Origin of the sequence: Aestuariimicrobium sp. T2.26MG-19.2B, from assembly GCF_950101875.1 — a bacterium.
Lineage (GTDB): Bacteria > Actinomycetota > Actinomycetes > Propionibacteriales > Propionibacteriaceae > Aestuariimicrobium > Aestuariimicrobium kwangyangense.
The window spans coordinates 920,827-941,636 of record NZ_CATNLW010000001.1 but is presented as its reverse complement, the minus strand read 5'-3'; the positions used below and the strand labels follow the sequence as shown (position 1 = coordinate 941,636).

The following is a 20,810-nucleotide window of genomic DNA, read 5'->3' as shown; positions in this document are numbered from 1 at the left end:
GTACGGGTCAACCGCGCTGACGCTAACGCCGCCGGGGTGGTGCGCGGGGCCATCGGGGGAACAGTTCATCCACATGTCATCGCGTCGTCCGGGGGAGCGGGGCGGCCAGATCGGTTCGGGGGCATGGGAGGTCTCGTGCGGCTCAGGCTGCGGACGATGGGCTGTTCGAGATGCGGAGCCGCCGGGGCGTTCAGGACCCGACCCCGTAGCGTGAGCCCATGACGAACCTGACCGGACGGCACTTCCTCAAGGAGCTGGACTTCACCCCCACCGAGTGGCGCTCGCTGGTGGAGCTCAGCCGGGAACTGAAGCTGGCCAAGCGCGAGCGCCGCGAGCAGCGGCGCCTCGAGGGTCTGAACTTCGCCATGATCTTCGAGAAGACCTCCACCCGTACCCGCTGCGCGTTCGAGGTGGCTGCCCATGACCAGGGCGCCCATGTCACCTACCTCGACCCCGCCGGATCCCAGATCGGGCACAAGGAGTCGGTCGCCGACACGGCTCGCGTGCTCGGGCGGATGTTCGACGGCATCGAGTACCGCGGCAACGGCCAGCACACGGTCGAGGAGCTGGCCCGTCACGCCGGCGTCCCCGTCTGGAACGGGCTCACGGACGAGTGGCACCCCACCCAGATGCTGGCCGACCAGTTGACCATGCTCGAACACTCCGACAAGCCACTCGAGCAGATCAGCTATGCCTACGTCGGCGACGCCCGCAACAACGTCGGCAACTCACTGCTCGTCTCCGGGGCCATGATGGGCATGGACGTGCGGATGGTCGCCCCGGCCGCACTCCAGAACTCGTCCGAGGTGATCGCTCGGGCGCAGCGACTGGCTGCCGACAACGGTGGACGAGTGACCGTCACCGATTCGGTCGAGGAGGGCGTGAAGGGCGTCGACTTCGTCTACACCGACGTGTGGGTGTCGATGGGCGAGCCGAAGGAGAAGTGGGCCGAGCGCATCGAGTTGCTGCTGCCCTACCAGGTGAACGCCTCGCTGATGGCTGCCACCGGCAATCCCTCGGCCAAGTTCATGCACTGCCTGCCCGCCTACCACGACCGCCTGACCACGATCGGCGAGCAGATCCACGCCCAGTACGGGCTGGACGGGGTCGAGGTCTCGAACGAGGTCTTCGAGTCCGAGGCCACGGTCGCGTTCGACCAGGCCGAGAACCGGATGCACACGGCCAAGGCCGTCATGGTGGCCACCCTGACCTGAGGGCGCACCCGCCTCACGCCAGCCGCCGCGAGCCCCAGTCACCACGCCGCGCAAGCCCCCGAATTACGCGGTGAGCGATCGTCCGACCACAAAGATGGTTAGTCGGGCTAATCAATGGACAAGCCCCCACGGGCGTGCCTAGGCTGGTTGGAGCGCCTGCGTCCTGCCTTGGGTTTACCACGTTGCAAGGATGTCGCCCGCGTCTCCTTCCTGCCCCACGCACACACGAACGTTGCCACCGCTGTGAGTTCATACGCACCGTCCACACCCCGCTCCGACACCCCCACCAGCGCGCCCGACGCATCAGTCGACCACCAGGCCGACGAGGCCCTGGCCAGCGTTGCCCCGCACATTCGCCGTCACTACGCGGACGCCCTCACGCGTCCCGCCTTCCTCGCACCGCCGACCGCCAAGCCGTGGCCCAAGCAGGTCTCGGGCCTCGCCGCCCTGTGGCGCATGCGCAGCTACATCGGCCCCTACTCCTTCCGCTTCTGGGCGATGATCGCCCTCGCCGTCGCGACCGTGCTGCTGTCGGTCGTCACCCCGCTGATCACTCGCCGCATGATCGACGGTCCGATCGCCACCGGTGACCGCACCGGTCTGTGGGTGCTCGGGTCGATCGCGCTGTTCGTCGGTGTGATCGAGGCGCTCATGCAGTTGGGACGACGCTGGGTCACCGGCGCCACCACCCTGTCGATGGAGACCGGGGTTCGCCTCGACTTCTACGCCAAGCTGCAGCGCCTTCCGATGAGCTTCCACTCCCGCTGGCAGTCCGGACAGTTGCTCAGCCGCATGATGAGCGACCTGTCGACGGTTCGCCGGTTCATGAGCTTCGGGTTCACGTTCCTGATCGTCAACATCGTGCAGATCGCCGTGGTCACCGCGCTGTTGCTGCGCATGTACTGGCCGATGGGCACCGTGGTGCTGATCTCGGTGATCCCGATCGTCTGGCTGTGCCTGGTCAACGAGCGGGTCTACACGAAGCTCTCCCGCCGCATCCAGGACCAGACCGGTGACGTCGCCAGTTCGGTCGAGGAATCGATCCAGGGACTGCGCGTCATCAAGGCCTTCGGCCGCACAGCTCACGTCTACCGCCGCTTCGACGAGCGCGCCCGCGCCCTGCTCGAGACCAACCTGCGGCGGGTCGAGAACACCTCGCGCTTCTGGACCTTCCTCGAGGTGGTTCCCACCATCACCCTGATCATCGTGCTCGGCATCGGGGCGATGGCCGCCGCCGGTGGCCACCTCACCCTGGGCACCCTGGTCGCGTTCATCACGCTGATGCTGTCGCTCATTTGGCCGATCGCAGCCCTCGGCTTCCTGCTGTCGATGACCCAGGACGCCATGACCGCTGCCGACCGCATCTGTGAGGTCTTCGACGCCCCCGAGACCATCTCGGACGGCCCGGACGAGGTGACCGAGCCCCGCGGTGCACTCGTCTTCGAACATGTCGACTACCGCTTCCCCGACTCCGACGAGGACGTGTTGCACGACCTGAACCTGACCATCCACCCCGGCGAGACCATCGCCGTGGTGGGTGGCACCGGATCGGGCAAGTCGACCCTGACGGCGCTCGTCCCACGACTGGCCGATGTCACCGGCGGTCGGATCACCCTCGATGGCCACGACCTTCGTGACCTCAAGGTGGCGAACCTGCGCCGTCTGGTCGCGACCGCCTTCGAGGACCCCACCCTGTTCTCGATGTCGGTGAGGGAGAACCTCACCCTCGGACGCCCCGAGGCCACCGACGACGAGATCGCCGAGGCCATCGAGGTGGCCCAGGCCGGCTTCGTCCACGACCTGCCCTGGGGGCTCGACACCCGCATCGGCGAGCAGGGCATGAGCCTGTCCGGCGGCCAACGGCAGCGACTGGCGCTGGCCCGGGCGGTGCTCGTGCGACCCACCGTGCTGGTGCTCGACGACACCCTCTCGGCGCTCGACATCCACACCGAGGCGCTGGTCGAGGAGGCGCTGAAGCGGGTGCTGGTCGGTGTCACCGGGATCGTGGTCGCCCATCGCGCCTCGACGGTGCTGCTGGCCGATCGGGTGGCGCTCCTGCAGGACGGGACCATCACCCACGTCGGCACCCACTCCGAACTGCTGGCCACCACCCCTGAGTACCGGGAACTGCTGTCGGCGGAGTTCGACACCGAGACCCGTCTCGACGAATACGAACGTGCCCACCCCCAGCCCGAGGTCGTCCGATGACTGACACCCAACAACAACGCAAGCAGCGCGACCGCCGTGACCGGAGCGACGGGCGTGACCGCACCGACGGGCGCGACCGGGCCCTCGACCTCAACCAGGAACTCGACCACGACACCGACTTCGACTGGCGCGGGGTGATGGACGAGGCGTCCGACGACCCCCGCGACACCCCTGGGCGTCGGTCCCTCAAGATCCAGGAGTCGGCCAGGGCCCTGCTGTGGGACCTGATGCGTCCCTATGTGAAGTTCCTGCCGCTGCTGGTGGTGGCGGTGCTGGTCGAGAACGTGGCCCGTCTGTCGTCCCCGTGGCTGGTCAGCCGCGGCATCGACCGCGGAGTGCCGCCGCTGATGCACGAGGGATCGGCCACCGTGCTGATCGAGGTGCTGGTCGCCATGGGCGTGGCCGTACTGTTGCAGGCCGCCAGCCGCATCATCTTCCTGCGGCTGTCGGGCCGCTTCGGCCAGAACATGCTGCTCGAGCTGCGCCGCCGCGTCTTCCGGCACTTCCAGAAGCTCGACGTCGGCTTCCACGACAAGTACACCTCGGGTCGAGCGGTGAGCCGTATGACCTCAGACATGGATGCCATCGCCGAACTGCTGGCCGGCGGCTTCGACGGTCTGGTCACGGCCGTGCTGACCATGATCGGCGTCTCGATCATGCTGCTGGTGCTCGACTGGAAGCTGGGCCTGATCTGCCTGACCAGCCTGGTGTTCGTCTCGGTGCTGGTGCGCTGGTTCTCGGTCGCCAGCCGGCGCACCTACCGGTTCGTCCGCGAGGCGTCTGCGATGACCATCGTGCAGTTCGTCGAGTCGATGACCGGCATCAAGGCCGTTCAGGCCTACCGCCGCGAGCCCCGCAACCAGCAACTGTTCACCCAGCTCAGCGACCGCTACCGCAAGGTCAACACCGACGCCTTCCGCAATGTCGCCATCTTCATGCCGGGCATCCGGCTGATCGGCAACGTGGCCGTCGGGGTGGTGCTGCTGGTGGGTGGCTACTTCGTCATGCACGGCGAGATGACCGTCGGTGTGCTGGCGGCCTTCCTGCTGTACCTGCGCCAGTTCTTCGAACCCATGCAGGAGATCAGCCAGTTCTACAACACCTTCCAGTCGGCGAACTCGGCGCTGGAGAAGTTGTCGGGGGTGCTCGACGAGCAGCCCCGGGTGCGCGAACCCCAGCATCCCACCGCCCTGGCGGCGGCCCGGGGTGAGCTCGACCTCGACCACGTGGCCTTCCACTACGTCGAGGGAGTGCCGGTCATCCCCGACCTCGACCTGCACGTTCCCGCAGGCCAGACGATCGCCCTGGTCGGCACCACCGGCGCCGGCAAGACGACCATCGCGAAGCTGGTCAGCCGGTTCTACGACCCGACCGGCGGTCGGGTGCGCCTCGACGGTGTCGACCTGCGTGAGCTGGGAGACCGTGACCTGCGCAGGGCGGTGACGATGGTCACCCAGGAGAACTTCATGTTCGACGGCACCATCGCCGACAACATCGGGTTCGGACGGCCCGAGGCCACCCGCGAGCAGGTGGTCGAGGCCGCCAAGGCGGTGGGTGCGCACGGATTCATCACGGCCATGCCGAAGGGCTATGACACCGATGTCGAGAAGCGAGGCGGACGACTGTCGGCCGGCCAGCGCCAGCTGGTGGCGTTCGCACGGGCCTTCCTGGCCGATCCCGCGGTGCTGATCCTCGACGAGGCGACCAGTTCGCTCGACATCCCCTCGGAGCGGCTGGTGCAGCAGGCACTGCAGACGATCCTCGCCGACCGCACCGCGATCATCATCGCCCACCGCCTGTCGACGGTCGAGATCGCCGACCGGGTGCTCGTCCTCGAACACGGACGGGTGCTCGAGGACGGCTCACCCGAGCAACTGACCGACACCTCGGGCGGTCGCTACGCGGCCCTGCATCAGGCCTGGGTGGAGTCGCTGGCCTGAGTTCGGTCGAGCTGGTCGACGATACCGTCGACCAGCACGACCACCACAACCCATCCGCTCACCCGACCNCTCTCGGCGCCACCCTCCCCTCCCCCCCCACGACCACCTCTCCGGATCCGCTCACCGGACCGGCAGCCAGCCTGCCGTCTGTCCCGAGCAACACCGCCCCGGGCAGTCCACGCACCAGGTTCAACTGCGACCACAACTGGCGCTGGTGGTCGAGCAACAGGTCATCGGGCGGCAGGTCGAAGGCACGCCTCAGCAGCACCGGTTCGGTCGGCGTGAACACCATGATCCGCAGCGGAGCGAGCCGCTGCCGCCACTCGGGCAACAGCACAGCCACCTCGGCCACCGACGCGCAGGTGCAGTCCATGCCCAGCAGGAGCACCGCAGATTCGCGGGTCAGGTCGGCCAGCGAACGCGGACGACCGTCGTGGGTCAGCAGGGTCGCCGGCGGGAACGTGGTGCCCAGGTGGGGGAGCGGTCCCTCGTCCACCCCACCGGTCGGGGGGAGGTCCCACGGGTCAGCCCCTGCCCGCCCTCGCACGCGCCCGCGCTCCCGAGCCCGGTCCTCGTCCCGCTCCTCACCTCCAGGAGCAGGCAGGGTGACCAGCACGAGCACTGCCGCGCCGAGGAGGGCAGCGAGCAGCCACCACCCCTCGTCCCGATTCAACGAACCCAGTGCACCCGGCACCCAGAAGCCGCGCGCCGTGGCGACCACCAGCCAGCCGGCCAGCACCACCAGCAACAGGTTCCGCACGAGGGTCTTGGCCGAGACCCGCTGGTCACCGATGCGTCCGAAGCACCCGCAGGTCGGCCGCACGGGGAAGGTCAGGGCGCGGCCGATCACGGCCAGATAGCAGACGAACAGCACCGCCACGGCAACGGCGGGCACCACGGCCAGCGGGCGGGGAGTGACCAGCACCAGCGCCGCCAGCACCAGTTCGCCGATCGGCAGAGCCGCCGTGAACCAGCCGGCCGCCAGGAATTGGGGCAGGCGAAGCATCCGGATCGACGACAGCGTCGCCCCTCGGTCACGCAGCTTGGCGACGCCGCTGAGCGCCAGCACCCCGCTGAGCACCACGGCCACGAGCACGGACGCGTTCATGGCCGCAATCTATCGTCGGCGGGCTCCGGGGGACACGGCACGACCCCCGGACGATGGTCTCGTCCGGGGGTCGTGGACCCGGTGGTGCTGGTGCTCGGATCAGGCCAGTTCGTCGGTGGCGTTGAAGCCAGTCGCGACCTTGACGGCCGGACCCCAGGAGGTGTGGCCGGTGTTGGTGTAGCTGTACAGCTCACCGGAGCCGTTGACGCCGAGCAGGTCGAGGCGACCGTCGCCGTTCACGTCGCCAGCCGACAGGGCATGGGTGAACCCGTTCCAGTGCTGCCCGACCTGACGGTTCAGGCTCAGCTGCCCGGTCTTGCCGGAGGTGTACAGGAACAGCGCGTAGTCGCCCTTGCGCACGGCCAGCACGTCAGGCAGTCCGTCGCCGCTGAAGTCGCCGACGGTGAAGACGTGCTCCATGCCGTTCCAGTTCTGACCCATCTTGGTGGTGCCGGTCAGCGCCTTCGCGGTGATCAGGAAGCGGTAGAGCGTGCCGTCGACATGACGACCCACCAGGTACTGGCTGGACGAACCGCCCAGGCCCTGGATCGCGAACATCTGCGAGATGGCACCGAAGCCGCGTCCGACCTGCACCTGCTGGTCGAGCCCACCCTTGGCGTTGCCGGTGTGCAGCCACATGGTGTTGTCGGCGTGACGCACGATGGCGTCGGGACGACGGTCACCGTTCACGTCTGCGATCTTCACCACGGCCGTGGCACCGGCGATCGACCCGACACTGTCACCGACACGGCTGAACGAGAAGCTCGACCCCTCCCAGAGGGCGAGGCTGCCGTCGGCCTGCAGCTGCCACAGATCGGCCTGACCGTCACCGGTCACGTCGCCGTAGACACCGGAGGCGGGGAACCCGGCCGGGCTCGGCACGGTCAGGGCGACGCTGAGACGAGCCTTCGTCCCCGTGGCGGACGAGACGAGCCGCAACTCGCCGGTTCCCGAGGTGTACCCGGCGTTCTTGGGCACCGTGATCGACACGGTGGCCTTGCCGTCGGTCACGGTGGCGGTGCCGACCTTCACCTGCCGGTCGTCCTTGGCGAACCAGACGTCCAGCGTGGTGTTGGCGACGGCGCCCGGGGTCATGAAGTCGAGCGTGTCGGGGTCGACACCATCGGTCTTCGGCACACCCACGGTCAGGGTCGCGGCGGTACCAGCGGTCAGGCTGGTGGGGGCGTCGGTCACCGAGACGGCCTGCTTGGCGAAGCTGGGCGAGATGGTGCCCTTCGACTTGAGCCAGTTCACCCAGGCCTCGAGGTCGATCCGGCCCGAGTCGGTGCGGGTGTCGGGGTGGGCGGCCATGGTGCGGAAGTTGTCGCCGCCCGCGACCAGGAACGATCCGGAGCCGACCGTGTAGGTGGCTGCCGGGTTGATCGGGGCTCCGTTCACGAAGATGCCGGTGATGCGGTCACCCTCGGGGCGGGTCTCGTCGTAGGTGTAGGTGACGTTCGTCGACAGGCCGAGTTGCAGGTAGGGACGACTGGGCACGTTGCCGTTGGCGTCTCGTTGCCACTGCTCCTCGAGCACCTTCTTGATCTCGGCGCCGGAGAGCTTGGTGGTCATCAGGGTGTTGGCGAAGGGGAGGACGAGGGCGGCCTCCTCGTAGGTGATCGGACCCGCATTGAGGTCGGCGCGGGTTCCCCCGGGGTTCTGGATGCCGATGAAGGTCGGATCGCCCTTGCCCAGGGTTTCCGCGAACATCTGGGCGACCAGGTTGTTCAGGGCGCCCTCGTTGTTGCGGGCGCCCGCGCTGCCGTCGGAGCCGTAGCCACGGGTGACCGCTGCCGAGGCGTTGCCGATCTGAACCGAGCCGATCTGGGAGGCCTTGGTGGCCGCGTCGTCGTTGATCTGCTTGATCGTGGCGATCGCCGGAAGGCTGGTGTCGGCGGTCACCTTGGTGGCGTCGATCATTGTCGGGACGCTGCTGCACAGGGTGTTGGTGGTGGTGTCGACCTTGAGGTCGAGCTGCAGCAACTTCTCGCCGTACGAACCGGCCTGGGCCAGCGGACGACCGTCGGCGGTCGTCCACAGGTAGGTCTGGTGGGTGTGGGCGTTGAGCACGATGTCGGCCTTGGGCGTCACCCCCTGGTAGATCGGCCCGAAGTTGTTGGGGGAGGCGGCGGCATTCGCGGCCGCGGTGGTGGTGCCGTCGGCGGCCCCCTCGTGGAAGGCCATGATGACGATGTCGGCCTCGCCGTTGTTCGGGTCGCCGTCCTTGAGCTGGTCGGCAACCTTGTTGGCGGCGGCCACCGGCTCCTCGATGGTCAGCCCGGTCAGTCCGTCGGGTGAGACCAGCGATGGCAGGTCGCCGGTGACCGCGCCCACGATGCCGATGGTGAGACCACCCTTGGTGACCGTCGTGTATGCCTTCAGCGGTGCGGGCACGGCGCCGGTGCCGTCGACCACATTCGCGGCCAGGTAGGGGAAGACGGACGCGACGTCGGGGACGACGCGGTCCCTGAGGTCGGACCAACCCTTGTCGAACTCGTGGTTGCCGGCGGCGGCGGCCTCGACCTTGGCCGCCTTCAGGATGTCGAGGGTGGGCTGGTCGTCCTGCGAGGCCGAGACGAAGGTGGAGCCACCGATGTTGTCGCCGGCACTGAGCAGCAGCACGTGGTCGCTGCCCTGGGCGACGCGCGCCTTCTCGACGGGCGTGAACAGCGCTGCGGCCGCGTTGACGCGTCCGTGGAAGTCGTTGAAGTCGAACACCGAGATGGTGTCGTTGGGCGTGCAGGTGGCGGCCGGGGCGAGGGGCCCCTGCGGCTGCTGCGGTGCTGCGGTGGCCGTCAGGCTGGCCGTCGAGAGCAGAATGGCCGAGGCCAGACCTCCCACGGCGAGCCGACGTGCGCGGGCACTGTCAACCATGTTGTCTCCAGGAAGTGAGCTGAACGGGCGACCGTGCGCCCCGAGCGGCCAGACATTGGCCGCTCCCACCCAATCAGCCCACGGTGTCGCACGGGCAGCCCTCGTGACGAGGTTTCACGAACTGTTCACGTGCTGTCACCCGGGTGAGCCATCGCCCGTCCCTCCCCGAGAGCGCCAGCCCAAGCGCCGGCCCCAGCGCAGACTCTCGCCCTCTGGTCAAACTGCTGCGTCAGGACGCGCGAGTTCGTCCCAACGGTGAGAGTTTGCGGCGGAGGGTGGCGCGGGCGAAGGGACGACCGCACTCAGCTCCGGGGCAGCGCGCCGATCGCCTCGAGCCAGGCTCGGGTGTCGTCGTCCGAGGTCCAATGGTGGGCGTGCCAACCCGAGGCGATGGCACCGTGCACGTTGAGCAGCTTGTCGTCGATGAACCACAGGTCACCCGGGTCGAGGTCGAGGGTGCGGGCCACGTGGGCGAAGATCTCGAGCTCGGGCTTGGCGACCCCGAGCACTCCCGAGACGAACAGCGGGCCCACCAGGTCGCGCCACTCGGCGCGGTCGATCGCCTCGTACATGTCGACGGGGGCGTTCGACAGGATCGCCGTGGGCACGCCGGCGGCGTGCAGGTCGGCCAGGATCTGGCGGGCACTGGGGCGGATCCGGGCCCAAGCGTCGGAGTCAGCGGTGCCGAGCCGGTCAGCCAGCTCGGGCGAGACCTCCACCCCGAGGGCGGCGCCCACCCGCGTCCAGTACTCCAGGTTGCCCGAGCCCTCGTCGTAGGCCTGCCGGTGCGCCCAGTACGGCCCGATCAGCGCCTCGACCTCGACACCGAGCAGCTGGGCGGTGTCGAGTTCCTTGTGGTCGGGTTCGGCCAACACCCCGCCGAGGTCGAAGACGATCATGCCGTCATCCTTGCAAACGCGAGGACCTCGTCGGCGACCGCTCGACCGGCCTTCACCGTCGAGCCGATCCCGAGACCGTCGACCGCCGATCCGGCCAGGTGCACGCCCGGGGCGGCGTCGGCCAGCGAGGCACGCGCCCGGGCGATGCGTCCCAGGTGTCCGGGGCCGAGCTGAGGCATGCCCTGCGGGTAGCGCACCACCGCCGAGAACGAGGGATGTGCCGTCAGACCTGTGAGGGCGGCCAGTTCGCTGGTGCACCGGGCGACCAGTTCCTCGTCCGAGAGTGAGGTGGCGAGCTGGTGGGTCGATCGTCCGACCGAGACCCTGACCAGGTGGTGCTCGGCCTCGTCGAGGGTCGGCCACTTGCGGCCGAGGTTGGTCATGGCCTTCGCCGTGATCGTCTGGGCGGGGCTCAGCATGAGGCCGTTGTACCGCGTCAACACGTCATTGGTCGCCGCGTCGGCGCGGTCATAGCCCAGCACGACGGTGGCAACGGAGGCCCGTCGCACCCAGGCCATCGCCAGCCCCACCTCGCGGCACAGGGTCCTGGTCAGGTCATGGGTCACGCCAGCAGGGGTGGCCAGCACGACCTGGTCGGCGGGGAACACCTCGTCCCCCGAGCGGACGAGCCAACCGTCCCCGTCCCGCTCGAGGGCGGTGGCGGGGGTGTTGGTCCGTACCGTGAACCCAGCCCCCGAGACGAGCGCGTCCACCAGCGTGGTCAGCCCGCCCGGCAGGGACGCGAACAGGGGCAGCGCCGAAGCCGTGGGCCGATCGCCGGCCGCACCCGCATGCGGTCCCCGCAGCCGGGAACGCTTCCGCCAGGACGTCCGCAGCGCCTGCAGCAGCAGCGATCGTCCCTGGGTCACCACCGGCACCAACTGGGGTGCCGTCTCTGCCACACCCAGCCCGTGCACGTTGCCCGAGTGCAGATTGCCAAGGAGTGGTTCGACGAAGCGCTCGACGACCTCGACCCCGAAGCGGTGGCCGATGAAGGCACCGACCGAGATGTTGCCGGTGATGCGACGCCGCGCCTTGATCGGTTCCAGACCGGCTCGAAGCAGACCGCGGGTCGACATCACGCCTGACTTCACCACGGGCCAGACCTGGGTGGGTCCTGCCGGTCCGACACCGGCGGGCAGCGGGACGAGTCGTCCGCGGCTCAACAGGGCCGAGGTGCCCGGACGAGCACCGACGACCTCGTCGGCCAGACCCAGTTCACGCACGAGTGCAGCCACGTGTGGTGCCCCCAGGTGCATCGATTCGGCGCCGACGTCGACCCTGACGGTGCCGCCACCACGGCGGGGTGCCTCGATCGCCTCGAGCTGCCCGCCCACCCGGTCGGACGCCTCGAGCACGGTCACCTGACAGGTGGCGGCGAGTTGGCGGGCGGCCACCAGCCCGGTCAGACCTCCGCCGACGATCACCACCCGAGGACGCGAGCTCGGCGTGGACAGGTCGACGGCTTCGGGGGAGGGGTGCACCCTCGGAACTCTAGTCGGCCGTGTCGGTGCGGTGGCAGGCCGGGGTGGCTCGACCCGGCGTCCGGGTCAGTCGCCCGCCGGGCCGGCGGGCCGGTAGTGGCGCTGGGTGCGGTTGGGCACCATGCCGTGCTCCATCCCCCACGCCACCGCCTGTGAGCGGCGGACGACGCCGATCTTGCGGTAGGCGGAGCGGATGTAGGACTTCACCGAGTTGGGGCTGAGGAACACCGATCGCGCGATGTCGGCGTTCGTGTGCCCCTGGGTGATCAGCGCGATCATCTCGGCCTCGCGCTGGGTCAGGCCCGCATCGGCGCCCGGCCACCGAGCCGGGTCGGCCGGCAACTCGTCATCGGGGCCCTGGGCGAAGACCTCCGGGTCACTGACGACGGTCTCGCCGGCGTGCACGGCCTCGATCGCCTCGACCAGCGCCTCGCCGCTGATGGTCTTCGAGATCACTCCGCGCACACCCGAGTCGAGTGCCTTGCTGACCAGGCCGGGGTCGGCCTTCCAGGTGTAGAGGACGGCACGGACCCCGCGGTTGTCGTGGGCCACCTCGGCCGCCGTCCGCAGTCCGGACAGGTCTCGTCCGAAGCTGTCGTAGAGGGCCACGTCGACATCGGGGGACACCTCCGTGTCCTGGATCACCATTTCGACGACGTTCACCCTCGACTGGAAGGGGGCGAGCATGGCGCGGAGCCCTTCGACGACCAGCGGGTAGTCGTTGACCAGGGCGACTCTGATGGGGGAGACAGCTTCGGACACGCGCATATCATCCCACGTCGGAGCCGAATCGCACGCTCAGGGACGCACTGTCAGGCATTGTTGGATCACCACAATCAGGATCGGCTGGATTGGTGACTTCCCGACACTCCCCGGGCAATTACCTACGCTAGCGTAGGTAACCAGCTGATCACGGCGTGACTGACTTGTCGGAAGGATGGGACATGTCCCAACTGGGTGCGGATCACCACTCCCGAGGACTCGAACGAGACCCCAGTGACATGGTGCAGCTGCTCACTCCCGAGGGTGAACGGGTGGAACACCCCGACTTCTCGTGGCACGGCACCGAGGACGACCTGCGGCGCATGTATCGGGACATGGTCATCGCTCGCCGCTACGACCTCGAGGGCACCGCGCTGCAACGCCACGGCGAGCTGGGCCTGTGGCCCCCGCTGCAAGGACAGGAGGCGGCCCAGGTGGGTGCCTCGCACGCGTTGAACGACCGCGACTACATCTTCCCCACCTACCGTGAGCACGCCGTCGCGTTGCACCGCGGGGTCGACCCGGCTGACATGTTGGCGTTGTGGCGCGGCACCACGATGGGTGTCTGGGACACCAAGGGCACCGGCTTCTTCCAGTACGGCATCGTGATCGGGTCGCAGACCCTGCACGCCACCGGCTACGCGATGGGCATGCAACTCGACGGCATGGTGGGAAACCCCGACCCCGACCACAACGGGGCCGTGCTCGCGTTCCACGGCGACGGTGCCTCGAGCCAGGGTGACGTCAACGAGGCCTACGTGTTCGCCGCGAGCTACAACTCACCCGTGGTCTTCTTCTGCCAGAACAACCAGTGGGCGATCTCGGAGCCGATCTCCCGCCAGACCCGCATCCCGCTCTACCAGCGTGCTCAGGGTTTCGGCTTCCCCGGCATCCGGGTCGACGGCAACGACGTGCTCGCCGTGAACGCGGTGACGGCCTGGGCCATGGAGCGGGCCAGGCAGGGGCAGGGGCCGGCCTTCATCGAGGCCTTCACGTATCGCATGGGCGCCCACACCACCTCGGACGACCCGTCGAAGTACCGCCTCGCCGAGGAGACCGAGCACTGGCGGCTGAAGGACCCGATCGAGCGCCTGAGGGTCCACCTGACCCGTAACGGGCTGATCGACGACGACTGGCTGCACGCGCTGGAGCAGGAGGCGGACGAGTTCGGTGCCAGCGTGCGGGCCGCCTGTCACGGGCTCACCAATCCCGACCTGGAGCAGATCTTCGCCCAGACCTACGCCGACATCACCCCACCGCTGGTGGCCCAACGGGCCGAGCACGTGGCGTGGGTGTCGAGCTTCGAAGGAGGCAAGTGATGGCCGCCACCATGACGCTCGCGAAGGCACTCAACGCAGGTCTGCGCCGCGCCCTGGACGCCGACCCGAAGGTGCTGCTCGCCGGGGAGGACATCGGCAAGCTCGGCGGGGTGTTCCGCATCACCGAGGGGCTGCAGAAGGACTTCGGCGAGGACCGGGTGATCGACTCGCCGCTGGCCGAGTCGGGCATCGTCGGTACTGCCGTGGGGTTGGCTCTGCGCGGTTACCGTCCGGTGGTCGAGATCCAGTTCGACGGGTTCGTCTTCCCGGCGTTCGACCAGATCGTCACCCAGGTCGCCAAGATGCACTTCCGCACCCACGGCCAGCACCCGATGCCGATGGTGATCCGGATTCCCTACGGCGGCGGCATCGGCGGTATCGAGCACCACTCCGAGTCGCCTGAGGCCTACTTCGTCCACACCCCGGGCCTGAAGGTGGTCACCCCCGCCAACGCCAACGACGGGTACTGGATGATCCAGCAGGCCGTGGCCAGCAATGACCCGGTCATCTTCCTCGAACCCAAGCGTCGCTACCACCAGAAGGGCGAGGTCGACGAGACCTCGACCCCGATGCCGTTGCACCAGGCGCGGGTCGTTCGTCCAGGACGTGCCGTGACGCTGTTCACCTACGGGCCGATGGTCAAGACCTGCCTCGACGCGGCTGCCATCGCGGCCGACGAGGGCCAGGAACTCGAGGTCGTCGACCTGCGGTCGGTGTCGCCCATCGACTGGGTGACCGTCTTCGACTCCGTGCGCCGCACCAAGCGGGCCATCGTCGTGCACGAGGCCCAGCGCAGCGGTGGGATCGGCGCCGAGGTGGTCGCCCGGCTGCACGAGGAACTCTTCTACGTGATGGAATCGCCGGTGTTGCGTGTGACCGGGTTCGACACCCCCTACCCGATGAGTCGGGTCGAGGAGGACTACCTGCCCAACCTCGACCGCTTGCTCGACGCGGTCGATGAGTCCCTCAGCCACTGAGACGCGCCACCCGACAAGTCAGCAGTACCAAGGAGTCAGCGATGAAGCAGTTCAAGCTCCCCGATCCCGGTGAGGGCCTGGTCGAGGCCGAGATCATCACCTGGCACGTCAAGGTGGGCGACCAGGTCAAGATCAACGACATCCTGCTCGAGATCGAGACCTCGAAGTCTCTGGTCGAACTCCCCAGCCCCTACGCCGGCACCGTCACGGCCCTGCTGGTCGAGGAGGGACAGACCGTCGAGGTCGGCACCCCCATCATCACCATCGACGACGGGGTGGACGACGCCCCGGCCCCGGCGCCCGCCGCACCGGGTCGTCCGACCACTCAGGACGCGGTGACCCAGGACTCGGGGGACCAGGATTCCGTCGCCGGTGACGTGCAGGACGATGCCGCTCCCGGTCCGATGCTGGTCGGGTACGGCCCCAAGGGTGACTCCGGGCAGCGTCGCCGTCGACGTGCGTCCTCGGCCGAGGAACCCTCCGCCGGGCAACAGTTGGCGGACTCCTACCGACAGGCGGTGCCCTCGCGTCGGGCCGACGATGTCACCCCGCCCCACACCATCACCGCCGAGGCCCACGGAGACCCCCTGCCCGAACCCGGTGAGGCACCCCACGGCACCGACATGGTGCTGGTGGGCGTCGACGGGCCGATCCTGGCCAAGCCCCCGGTGCGCAAGTACGCCAAGACCCTCGGGGTCGACCTGTCGACGGTGACCGGAACGGGACCCGGCGGGGTGATCACCCGCGGCGACGTCGAGGCGGCGGCTGCCCTGCAGCAGTTGTGGCAGCAGGAGGCGCAGCGTCCCCGCAATTCCTGGGTCGGCGAGCCCGGCGAACCCCACGTGCAGGACCCCCAGACCTCGTCCACCCATGGCGGCAGCGGCCCCCGGCTGCGTGGCGGCGAGAAGCGGGTGCCGTTCAAGGGCGTCCGCAAGGTGACGGCCGAGGCGGTGGCCGAGTCGATCGTCAACCACGTGCACGTGACCGAGTGGATCACCGTCGACGTGACGGCGACCATGCAGATGGTCGAGCGGCTGCGTTCGCGGCGTGACTTCGCCCACCTGCGCGTCTCGCCGCTGCTGGTCTATGCCAAGGCGGTGTGCCTGGCGATGGCCAACACACCGATCATCAACTCGTCGTACGACGCCGAGACGAACGAGATCGTCCTCCACGACGACGTCAACCTCGGCATCGCGGCCGCCACCCCCCGCGGACTGATGGTGCCCAACATCAAGGGCGCCTCGCGCATGAGCCTGCTCGAACTGTGTGAGTCGATCAACTCGCTCGTGCAGGTCGCCAAGGAGGGACGACTGCAACCGGCCGACTATTCAGGCGGCACCTTCACGATCACCAATGTGGGCGTCTTCGGCATCGACTCGGGCACTCCGATCATCAATCGGGACGAGTCGGCCATCCTGTGCATGGGATCGATCGAACGCCGCCCCTGGGTCGTCGGCAGCGGAGCCGACGAGCGGATCGAGCCGCGGTGGGTGACCACCGTCTCGATCACCTTCGACCACAAGCTGATCGACGGCGAGCAGGGGTCACGGTTCCTGGCCGAGGTGGCCGGCATCCTCAACGATCCGCAGTTGGCCCTGCTCTACTGAGGGCAGCCCGGGCTAGCGGGCCTGGCCACTCTCGTTGAGGGTCTCGTCCGCGGTTGCGTCGTCCTCGCCGGCGGAGGCCTTGCGCAGCACCCGCACGTCCTCGGACGACCGCACCAGTGCCAGCATGGCCTCGAGCCCGACCCGGACCATCCCGACGAAGAACAGCGCCGGGATCCAGCCGAGCACCAGCATCAGGAACCCCAGCGTCATGGCACCGGAGGCGGCGCCACCGTAGGAGTTGGCGCCGGTGACGAAGAAGAACAGGAACGAACCAACCCAGGCCAGCCCGGCCAGGGCCAGCGAGAGCGCCTGGAGCACCGGGACGATGGTCGGGGCGCTCGTCCGCTCGGTCCCCAGGTCGAACAGGCTGCGCAGGAAGCCACCCAGGTCGAGCTTCTTCTTCGCGATGGTGTGCTGCTGCACCGTCTGGCCGGGCTGGTTCTGGGACCACCCGCCGGTCTGCATCCAGGGGGCACCCGGGCCGGTCTGCGGGGACTGACCCGCGGACTGGGGGCCGGCCATCGGCTGACCCTGTCCGGGCTGGGGGTACGGCATCGGCTGCCCCTGGGGAGTGGGCTGGGAGTAGGGGCCCGGCTGCGCGTAGGGGGTCGCGTGACCCTGGGGCGAGGCCCATGGGTCGCTCGGGCCCTGCTGGGCGTTCGCGTCGGAGGGTCCCGCCTGCCAGCCCTGGCTCACGGGCGGCTGCCAGCCCGTGTCCTCCCACGGCTGGTGCGGGGGGTTGGCGGAGCTCCACTGCTTGCTCGGGTCATTCGACATGGCTTCATTCTTGCCCACTCGCGGTCACCACCCGGGGAACCCGCTCACCCACCAGACAGAGCACCTCGTAGCTGATGGTTCCCATCAGGTCTGCGACCTCGTCGGCGGTGCGTACGAGGTCACCGCTTCGTCCGATGATCACGACCGGCTCGCCCACCCCCACGTCGGGACGGTCGGGGCCGAAGTTGATCATGGTCTGGTCCATGCAGACCCGACCGACGACCGGCACCATGCGCCCTGCGACCAAGACGACGCCCCGGTTGCTGTTGAGCCTGGAGAACCCGTCCCCGTAGCCCACGGCGATCGTCCCGATCCAGCTGTCCTCCGGCGCCGTCCACGTGCGCCCGTAGCCGATGGTGGTGCCGGCCCTGACGTGCTTGAGGAAGGTCAGGCGGGTCGTCCACCCCAGCACCGGACGAAGGTCGGGCTCGGGCATCGCGATCGGGTCGGGGGAGTAGCCGTAGACCATGATTCCCGGCCGCACCATGGTCATCCAGTCGCGGTGCCGACGCAGGGTGGCCGCCGAGTTGGAGGCGTGCACGTGGCGCACCGGGCCGCGGGCCGAGGCGATCGCCTCGACCGCCGCACCGAAGGCGTCCAACTCGTCTTCGGTGAAGCCCCCGTCGTCGGGCTGGTCGGCGATGGGCAGGTGGGTGAAGACCCCCTCGAGCCGCAGGTGCGGGCTGGCGTCGATGGCCAGCGCCAGGCGGGTGGCGTCGGTCAGGGGGCTACCGATGCGGCCCATGCCGCTGTCGAGTTTCAGGTGGACGACCTGCTCCACCCCGGCGCGTTCGGCGGCAGCCTCCGCCTCCGTGATGGTCTGGTCGTCGACCACCGTGAGCCACATGCCGACCGCAACGGCCTCGTCCAGTTCCCCCGGAAGGCAGTGGCTGAACTTGAGGATCGGGAGGGTGATCCCGTGCGAGCGGAGTTCGTGGGCCTCGGCGACCAGCGCGACCCCGAGGGCGTCCACCAGACCACTGCTCTCAAGGGTGCGGGCGATCACCGGGGCACCGTGCCCGTAGGCATTGGCCTTCACCGCCACCAGTATGTCGGCCCCGGCCGCCCGTGCGCGGGCGATCGCGACATTGTGGCTCAGGGCGTCGAGGTCGAGGGTCGCGACGGTGATGGGCTCGGGCATGGCGTCATCATTCCACTCGGCCACCGGCGACGGCCGGGTACCAGGGGGGCGGACCGCTCAGCCGCGTCGGCGGTCGATGAACTGTTCCGAGGCGTAGCGGCCGATCTGGTAGGTCGACCAGCCGTCGGTTCCGGCACCCACGAATCCGCCGAGCAGCGGCACCCGCTTCGAGAACAGGACTCCCACCTTCTTGCCACCCAGACCGGTGAGCAACACGCCCAGCACCGCCTCCGAGATCTGCTGCTCCAAGGCCTTGTCGAACACGGGGGCAGTGGCAATGGTCAGGGGGTTGCCCGGCAGGGTGCCGTTGCCCATCAGCTTGGTGACGGCCTCATGGCCCAGCAGGCACATCATGATCGCCGCTCGCACGCGGGCGTCGTCCACGTCGTAGCCGCGCAGGTGGGCGATGCTCGCGACCATGCGACTCTGCACCACCATCACGCCGGCGAGGTTGGCCGGGATCGACACCGCCAGGAGGGCGATGCCCCCCAGGTTGGTCACGAACCCCTGGGCTCCTGCGAGGCCGACGTGCTGCATCGCGATCGCGTCGATGGCCGCGTCGCGGTCCTGTCTCCTGGCCAGATGTCCGGCCGCGACCTCGCGGGCGCCGGGCAGCCCGGTGTAGCCGTCGATGGCCAGATCGAGCACCCGCCTCAGCGCGGCCCCGGCGACTCCGGGAGCCTTCCTGGGGCCCTGCACGATCGACTTGCCGATGTCACTGGGGTTGACCATGGTTCCTCCTTCTGGCCTCTCCACCCTACGGGGCGTCGGCGGCCCAGCCCACGGACGAGACCCTGAATCCTCCCCCGGTCAGCTGGACGAGCGCCCGCCCGTCCCCTGCTCGACTGTCAGGGCCTCGACTGTCAGGGCCTCGACTGTCAGGGCTGGGTGCCAGACTGGCCACGTGCTGCTGCAGGCCTTCGGGCCGGAGTCGGAGTGGCCCGACCAGGACCTGGTGGGTTTCTCCGACGAATTCGACCCCATGCTCACCCTCGCTGCCTACCAGTCGGGGGTCTTCCCCATGCCCTTGGGCGAGGTCGGGGGCGGAGTCGCCGGGCCGGACGCGATGGGGTGGTGGTCGCCCGTCCACCGCGGCATCCTTCCGCTCGACCGGCTGCGGGTGAGCCGGAGCCTGCGCAAGTCGGCCCGTCGCTACACCACCAGCGTCGACCGCGCCTTCGACGAGGTGATGGAGCGGTGCGCCGCGCCGACCCGCACCGGGGGATGGATCGATGCCCGGGTGCAGCAGGTGTTCAGCGATCTGCACCGCGCGGGTTGGGTGCACTCGATCGAGGTCTGGGACGACCGGGACCGGCTCGTCGGTGGTCTCTACGGGGTGTCGATGGGTGGCCTGTTCGCCGGCGAGAGCATGTTCCATGACGAGGAGTTCGGCCGTGACGCATCGAAGGTGGCGCTGGTGCGGTTGGTCGAGGAACTGCACCGCGGCATCACCACCGAGGGCCGTCTGCTCGACGTGCAGTGGGTGACGCCCCATCTGGCCTCGCTGGGGGCGGTCGAGGTGCCTCGACGTCGCTACCTGGCGATGGTCGCGCACGCCGTCGAGCAACCGATGCCGGCCTGGCCTGCGCCCGAGGGGTCGACGCGGCCGGTGCTGCTGGTTCAGGATGGAAGCCATGCCTGAGATGCCCGAGGTCGAGGCCCTGCGAGGGTTCCTCGAGGAACGTGTGGTCGGACGAGCCATCGCCCGCGTCTGGCTGGTCGCCTTCTCGGCCCTGAAGACCCACACCCCGCCGCTGGACGCGCTGAGTGGACTCGAGGTGACCTCGGTGAGCAGGCACGGCAAGTGGATCGACCTCGACGCCCAAGGCGTGCACCTGATCTTCCACCTCGCCCGCGCCGGCTGGCTGCAGTGGCGTGACGAGATGCCGGCGGCACCCCCTCGTCCCAGCAAGAACCCCCTGGCCCTGCGAGTGGTGCTCGACGACAATTCCGGCTTCGACCTGACCGAGGCCGGCACGCAGAAGCACCTGGCGGTGCACGTGGCCACCGATCCCGCCGACGTGGCCATGATCTCGTCTCTCGGGCCCGACCCGATGGGGCCGGAGTTCGGTCAGGCGGAGTTCGACGCGATCCTCGCCAAGGCCGGACGGGCCCAGCTCAAGGGGGTTCTTCGCGACCAGCGCGTGTTGGCGGGCATCGGCAACGCCTACTCCGACGAGATCCTGCACACCGCCCGGCTCAGCCCGTTCACTCCTGCCTCCTCGCTGGACGAAGCAGCACGGGCCCACCTGCTCGCCACCCTGCGGCAGGTGCTGACCGACGCGCTCGCCCACACCGCGGGCCTGGGTGCCAACCAGTTGAAGGACTCCAAGCGATCCTCGATGGCCGTCCACGGACGAACCGGTCTGCCCTGCCCGGTCTGCGGTGACACGGTGCGTGAGGTGTCGTTCGCCGACTCCTCCTTGCAGTACTGCCCGACCTGCCAGACCGGTGGCAAGCTGCTGGCGGACCGTCGGCTGTCCAAGCTGCTGAAGTGAGC

At 68.9% G+C, this 20,810-nt stretch carries 16 protein-coding genes; 8 read left to right on the top strand and 8 right to left on the bottom strand.

All coding sequences use genetic code 11. The annotated features are described in order from the left end of the window. Nucleotides 1-218 precede the first annotated feature (218 nt). From argF to QQZ11_RS04200, 3 genes are all read left to right on the top strand, one after another. Complete coding sequence (argF, locus tag QQZ11_RS04210; protein WP_022909119.1) at nt 219-1,214, top strand: ornithine carbamoyltransferase; 996 nt, start codon at nt 219-221, stop codon at nt 1,212-1,214. Nucleotides 1,215-1,457: 243 nt separating this feature from the next. Then, a complete protein-coding gene (locus QQZ11_RS04205) occupies nt 1,458-3,422 on the top strand; it encodes an ABC transporter ATP-binding protein (protein WP_284548859.1) in 1,965 nt (654 codons plus the stop codon). Then, entirely contained in the window at nt 3,419-5,362 is a 1,944-nt protein-coding gene (locus tag QQZ11_RS04200; RefSeq protein ID WP_284548857.1) for an ABC transporter ATP-binding protein, read from the top strand. The genes QQZ11_RS04205 and QQZ11_RS04200 overlap by 4 nt, the downstream gene beginning before the upstream one ends. 69 nt (nt 5,363-5,431) lie before the next feature. Here the strand turns inward: QQZ11_RS04200 and QQZ11_RS13630 are convergent. The 5 genes from QQZ11_RS13630 to QQZ11_RS04180 all read right to left on the bottom strand — a co-directional run. Continuing rightward, the coding region (locus QQZ11_RS13630; RefSeq protein WP_446698812.1) for a MauE/DoxX family redox-associated membrane protein at nt 5,432-6,470 on the bottom strand (1,039 nt) is incomplete at its 3' end. A 99-nt stretch (nt 6,471-6,569) separates the two neighbouring features. After that, nucleotides 6,570-9,344, bottom strand: coding sequence for a 5'-nucleotidase C-terminal domain-containing protein (locus QQZ11_RS04195; RefSeq protein ID WP_284548854.1), 2,775 nt, complete (start codon nt 9,342-9,344; stop codon nt 6,570-6,572). A gap of 302 nt (nt 9,345-9,646) precedes the next feature. After that, nucleotides 9,647-10,243 carry an HAD family hydrolase gene (locus QQZ11_RS04190; RefSeq protein WP_284548852.1) on the bottom strand — a complete coding sequence of 199 codons (597 nt, stop codon included), beginning with the start codon at nt 10,241-10,243 and terminating at the stop codon, nt 9,647-9,649. Next, nucleotides 10,240-11,727, bottom strand: a complete 1,488-nt coding sequence (gene hemG, locus QQZ11_RS04185; RefSeq protein ID WP_284548850.1) for a protoporphyrinogen oxidase — start codon at nt 11,725-11,727, stop codon at nt 10,240-10,242. Before hemG ends, QQZ11_RS04190 begins: the two co-directional genes overlap by 4 nt. Nucleotides 11,728-11,793: 66 nt before the next feature. After that, complete coding sequence (locus QQZ11_RS04180; RefSeq protein ID WP_026377657.1) at nt 11,794-12,489, bottom strand: response regulator transcription factor; 696 nt, start codon at nt 12,487-12,489, stop codon at nt 11,794-11,796. Nucleotides 12,490-12,671: 182 nt separating this feature from the next. Here QQZ11_RS04180 and pdhA point away from each other — a divergent pair, with 182 nt between their 5' ends. From pdhA to QQZ11_RS04165, 3 genes are read left to right on the top strand one after another with little or no spacing between them, the layout of a single operon-like run. After that, the gene (gene pdhA, locus QQZ11_RS04175; RefSeq protein ID WP_022909127.1) at nt 12,672-13,808 is read left to right on the top strand and encodes a pyruvate dehydrogenase (acetyl-transferring) E1 component subunit alpha; all 1,137 of its coding nucleotides are present in this window, start codon (nt 12,672-12,674) and stop codon (nt 13,806-13,808) included. Next, nucleotides 13,778-14,785, top strand: coding sequence for an alpha-ketoacid dehydrogenase subunit beta (locus QQZ11_RS04170; RefSeq protein ID WP_446698811.1), 1,008 nt, complete (start codon nt 13,778-13,780; stop codon nt 14,783-14,785). The genes pdhA and QQZ11_RS04170 overlap by 31 nt, the downstream gene beginning before the upstream one ends. Before the next feature lie 41 nt (nt 14,786-14,826). Further along, entirely contained in the window at nt 14,827-16,392 is a 1,566-nt protein-coding gene (locus tag QQZ11_RS04165; protein ID WP_022909129.1) for a dihydrolipoamide acetyltransferase family protein, read from the top strand. A gap of 12 nt (nt 16,393-16,404) precedes the next feature. Here the strand turns inward: QQZ11_RS04165 and QQZ11_RS04160 are convergent, their stop codons facing one another. Genes QQZ11_RS04160 through QQZ11_RS04150 form a run of 3 tightly spaced genes read right to left on the bottom strand, consistent with a single transcriptional unit; the run spans nt 16,405 to nt 19,042 of the window. Next, nucleotides 16,405-17,169: a DUF4282 domain-containing protein gene (locus QQZ11_RS04160; protein WP_284548845.1), complete on the bottom strand. Its 765-nt coding sequence runs from the start codon at nt 17,167-17,169 to the stop codon at nt 16,405-16,407. Nucleotides 17,170-17,173: 4 nt separating this feature from the next. Next, on the bottom strand, nt 17,174-18,310 hold the full coding sequence (gene alr / locus QQZ11_RS04155; RefSeq protein WP_284548843.1) for an alanine racemase: 1,137 nt from the start codon (nt 18,308-18,310) through the stop codon (nt 17,174-17,176). A gap of 57 nt (nt 18,311-18,367) precedes the next feature. Then, a complete protein-coding gene (locus QQZ11_RS04150) occupies nt 18,368-19,042 on the bottom strand; it encodes an EcsC family protein (protein ID WP_284548841.1) in 675 nt (224 codons plus the stop codon). 172 nt (nt 19,043-19,214) lie between these two features. Between QQZ11_RS04150 and aat the strand changes: the two genes are divergently transcribed. Both aat and QQZ11_RS04140 read left to right on the top strand, forming a co-directional pair. Further along, nucleotides 19,215-19,952, top strand: coding sequence for a leucyl/phenylalanyl-tRNA--protein transferase (aat, locus tag QQZ11_RS04145; RefSeq protein WP_022909133.1), 738 nt, complete (start codon nt 19,215-19,217; stop codon nt 19,950-19,952). After that, on the top strand, nt 19,945-20,808 hold the full coding sequence (locus tag QQZ11_RS04140; RefSeq protein WP_284548839.1) for an Fpg/Nei family DNA glycosylase: 864 nt from the start codon (nt 19,945-19,947) through the stop codon (nt 20,806-20,808). The genes aat and QQZ11_RS04140 overlap by 8 nt, the downstream gene beginning before the upstream one ends. The last annotated feature ends 2 nt before the right edge of the window (nt 20,809-20,810 follow it).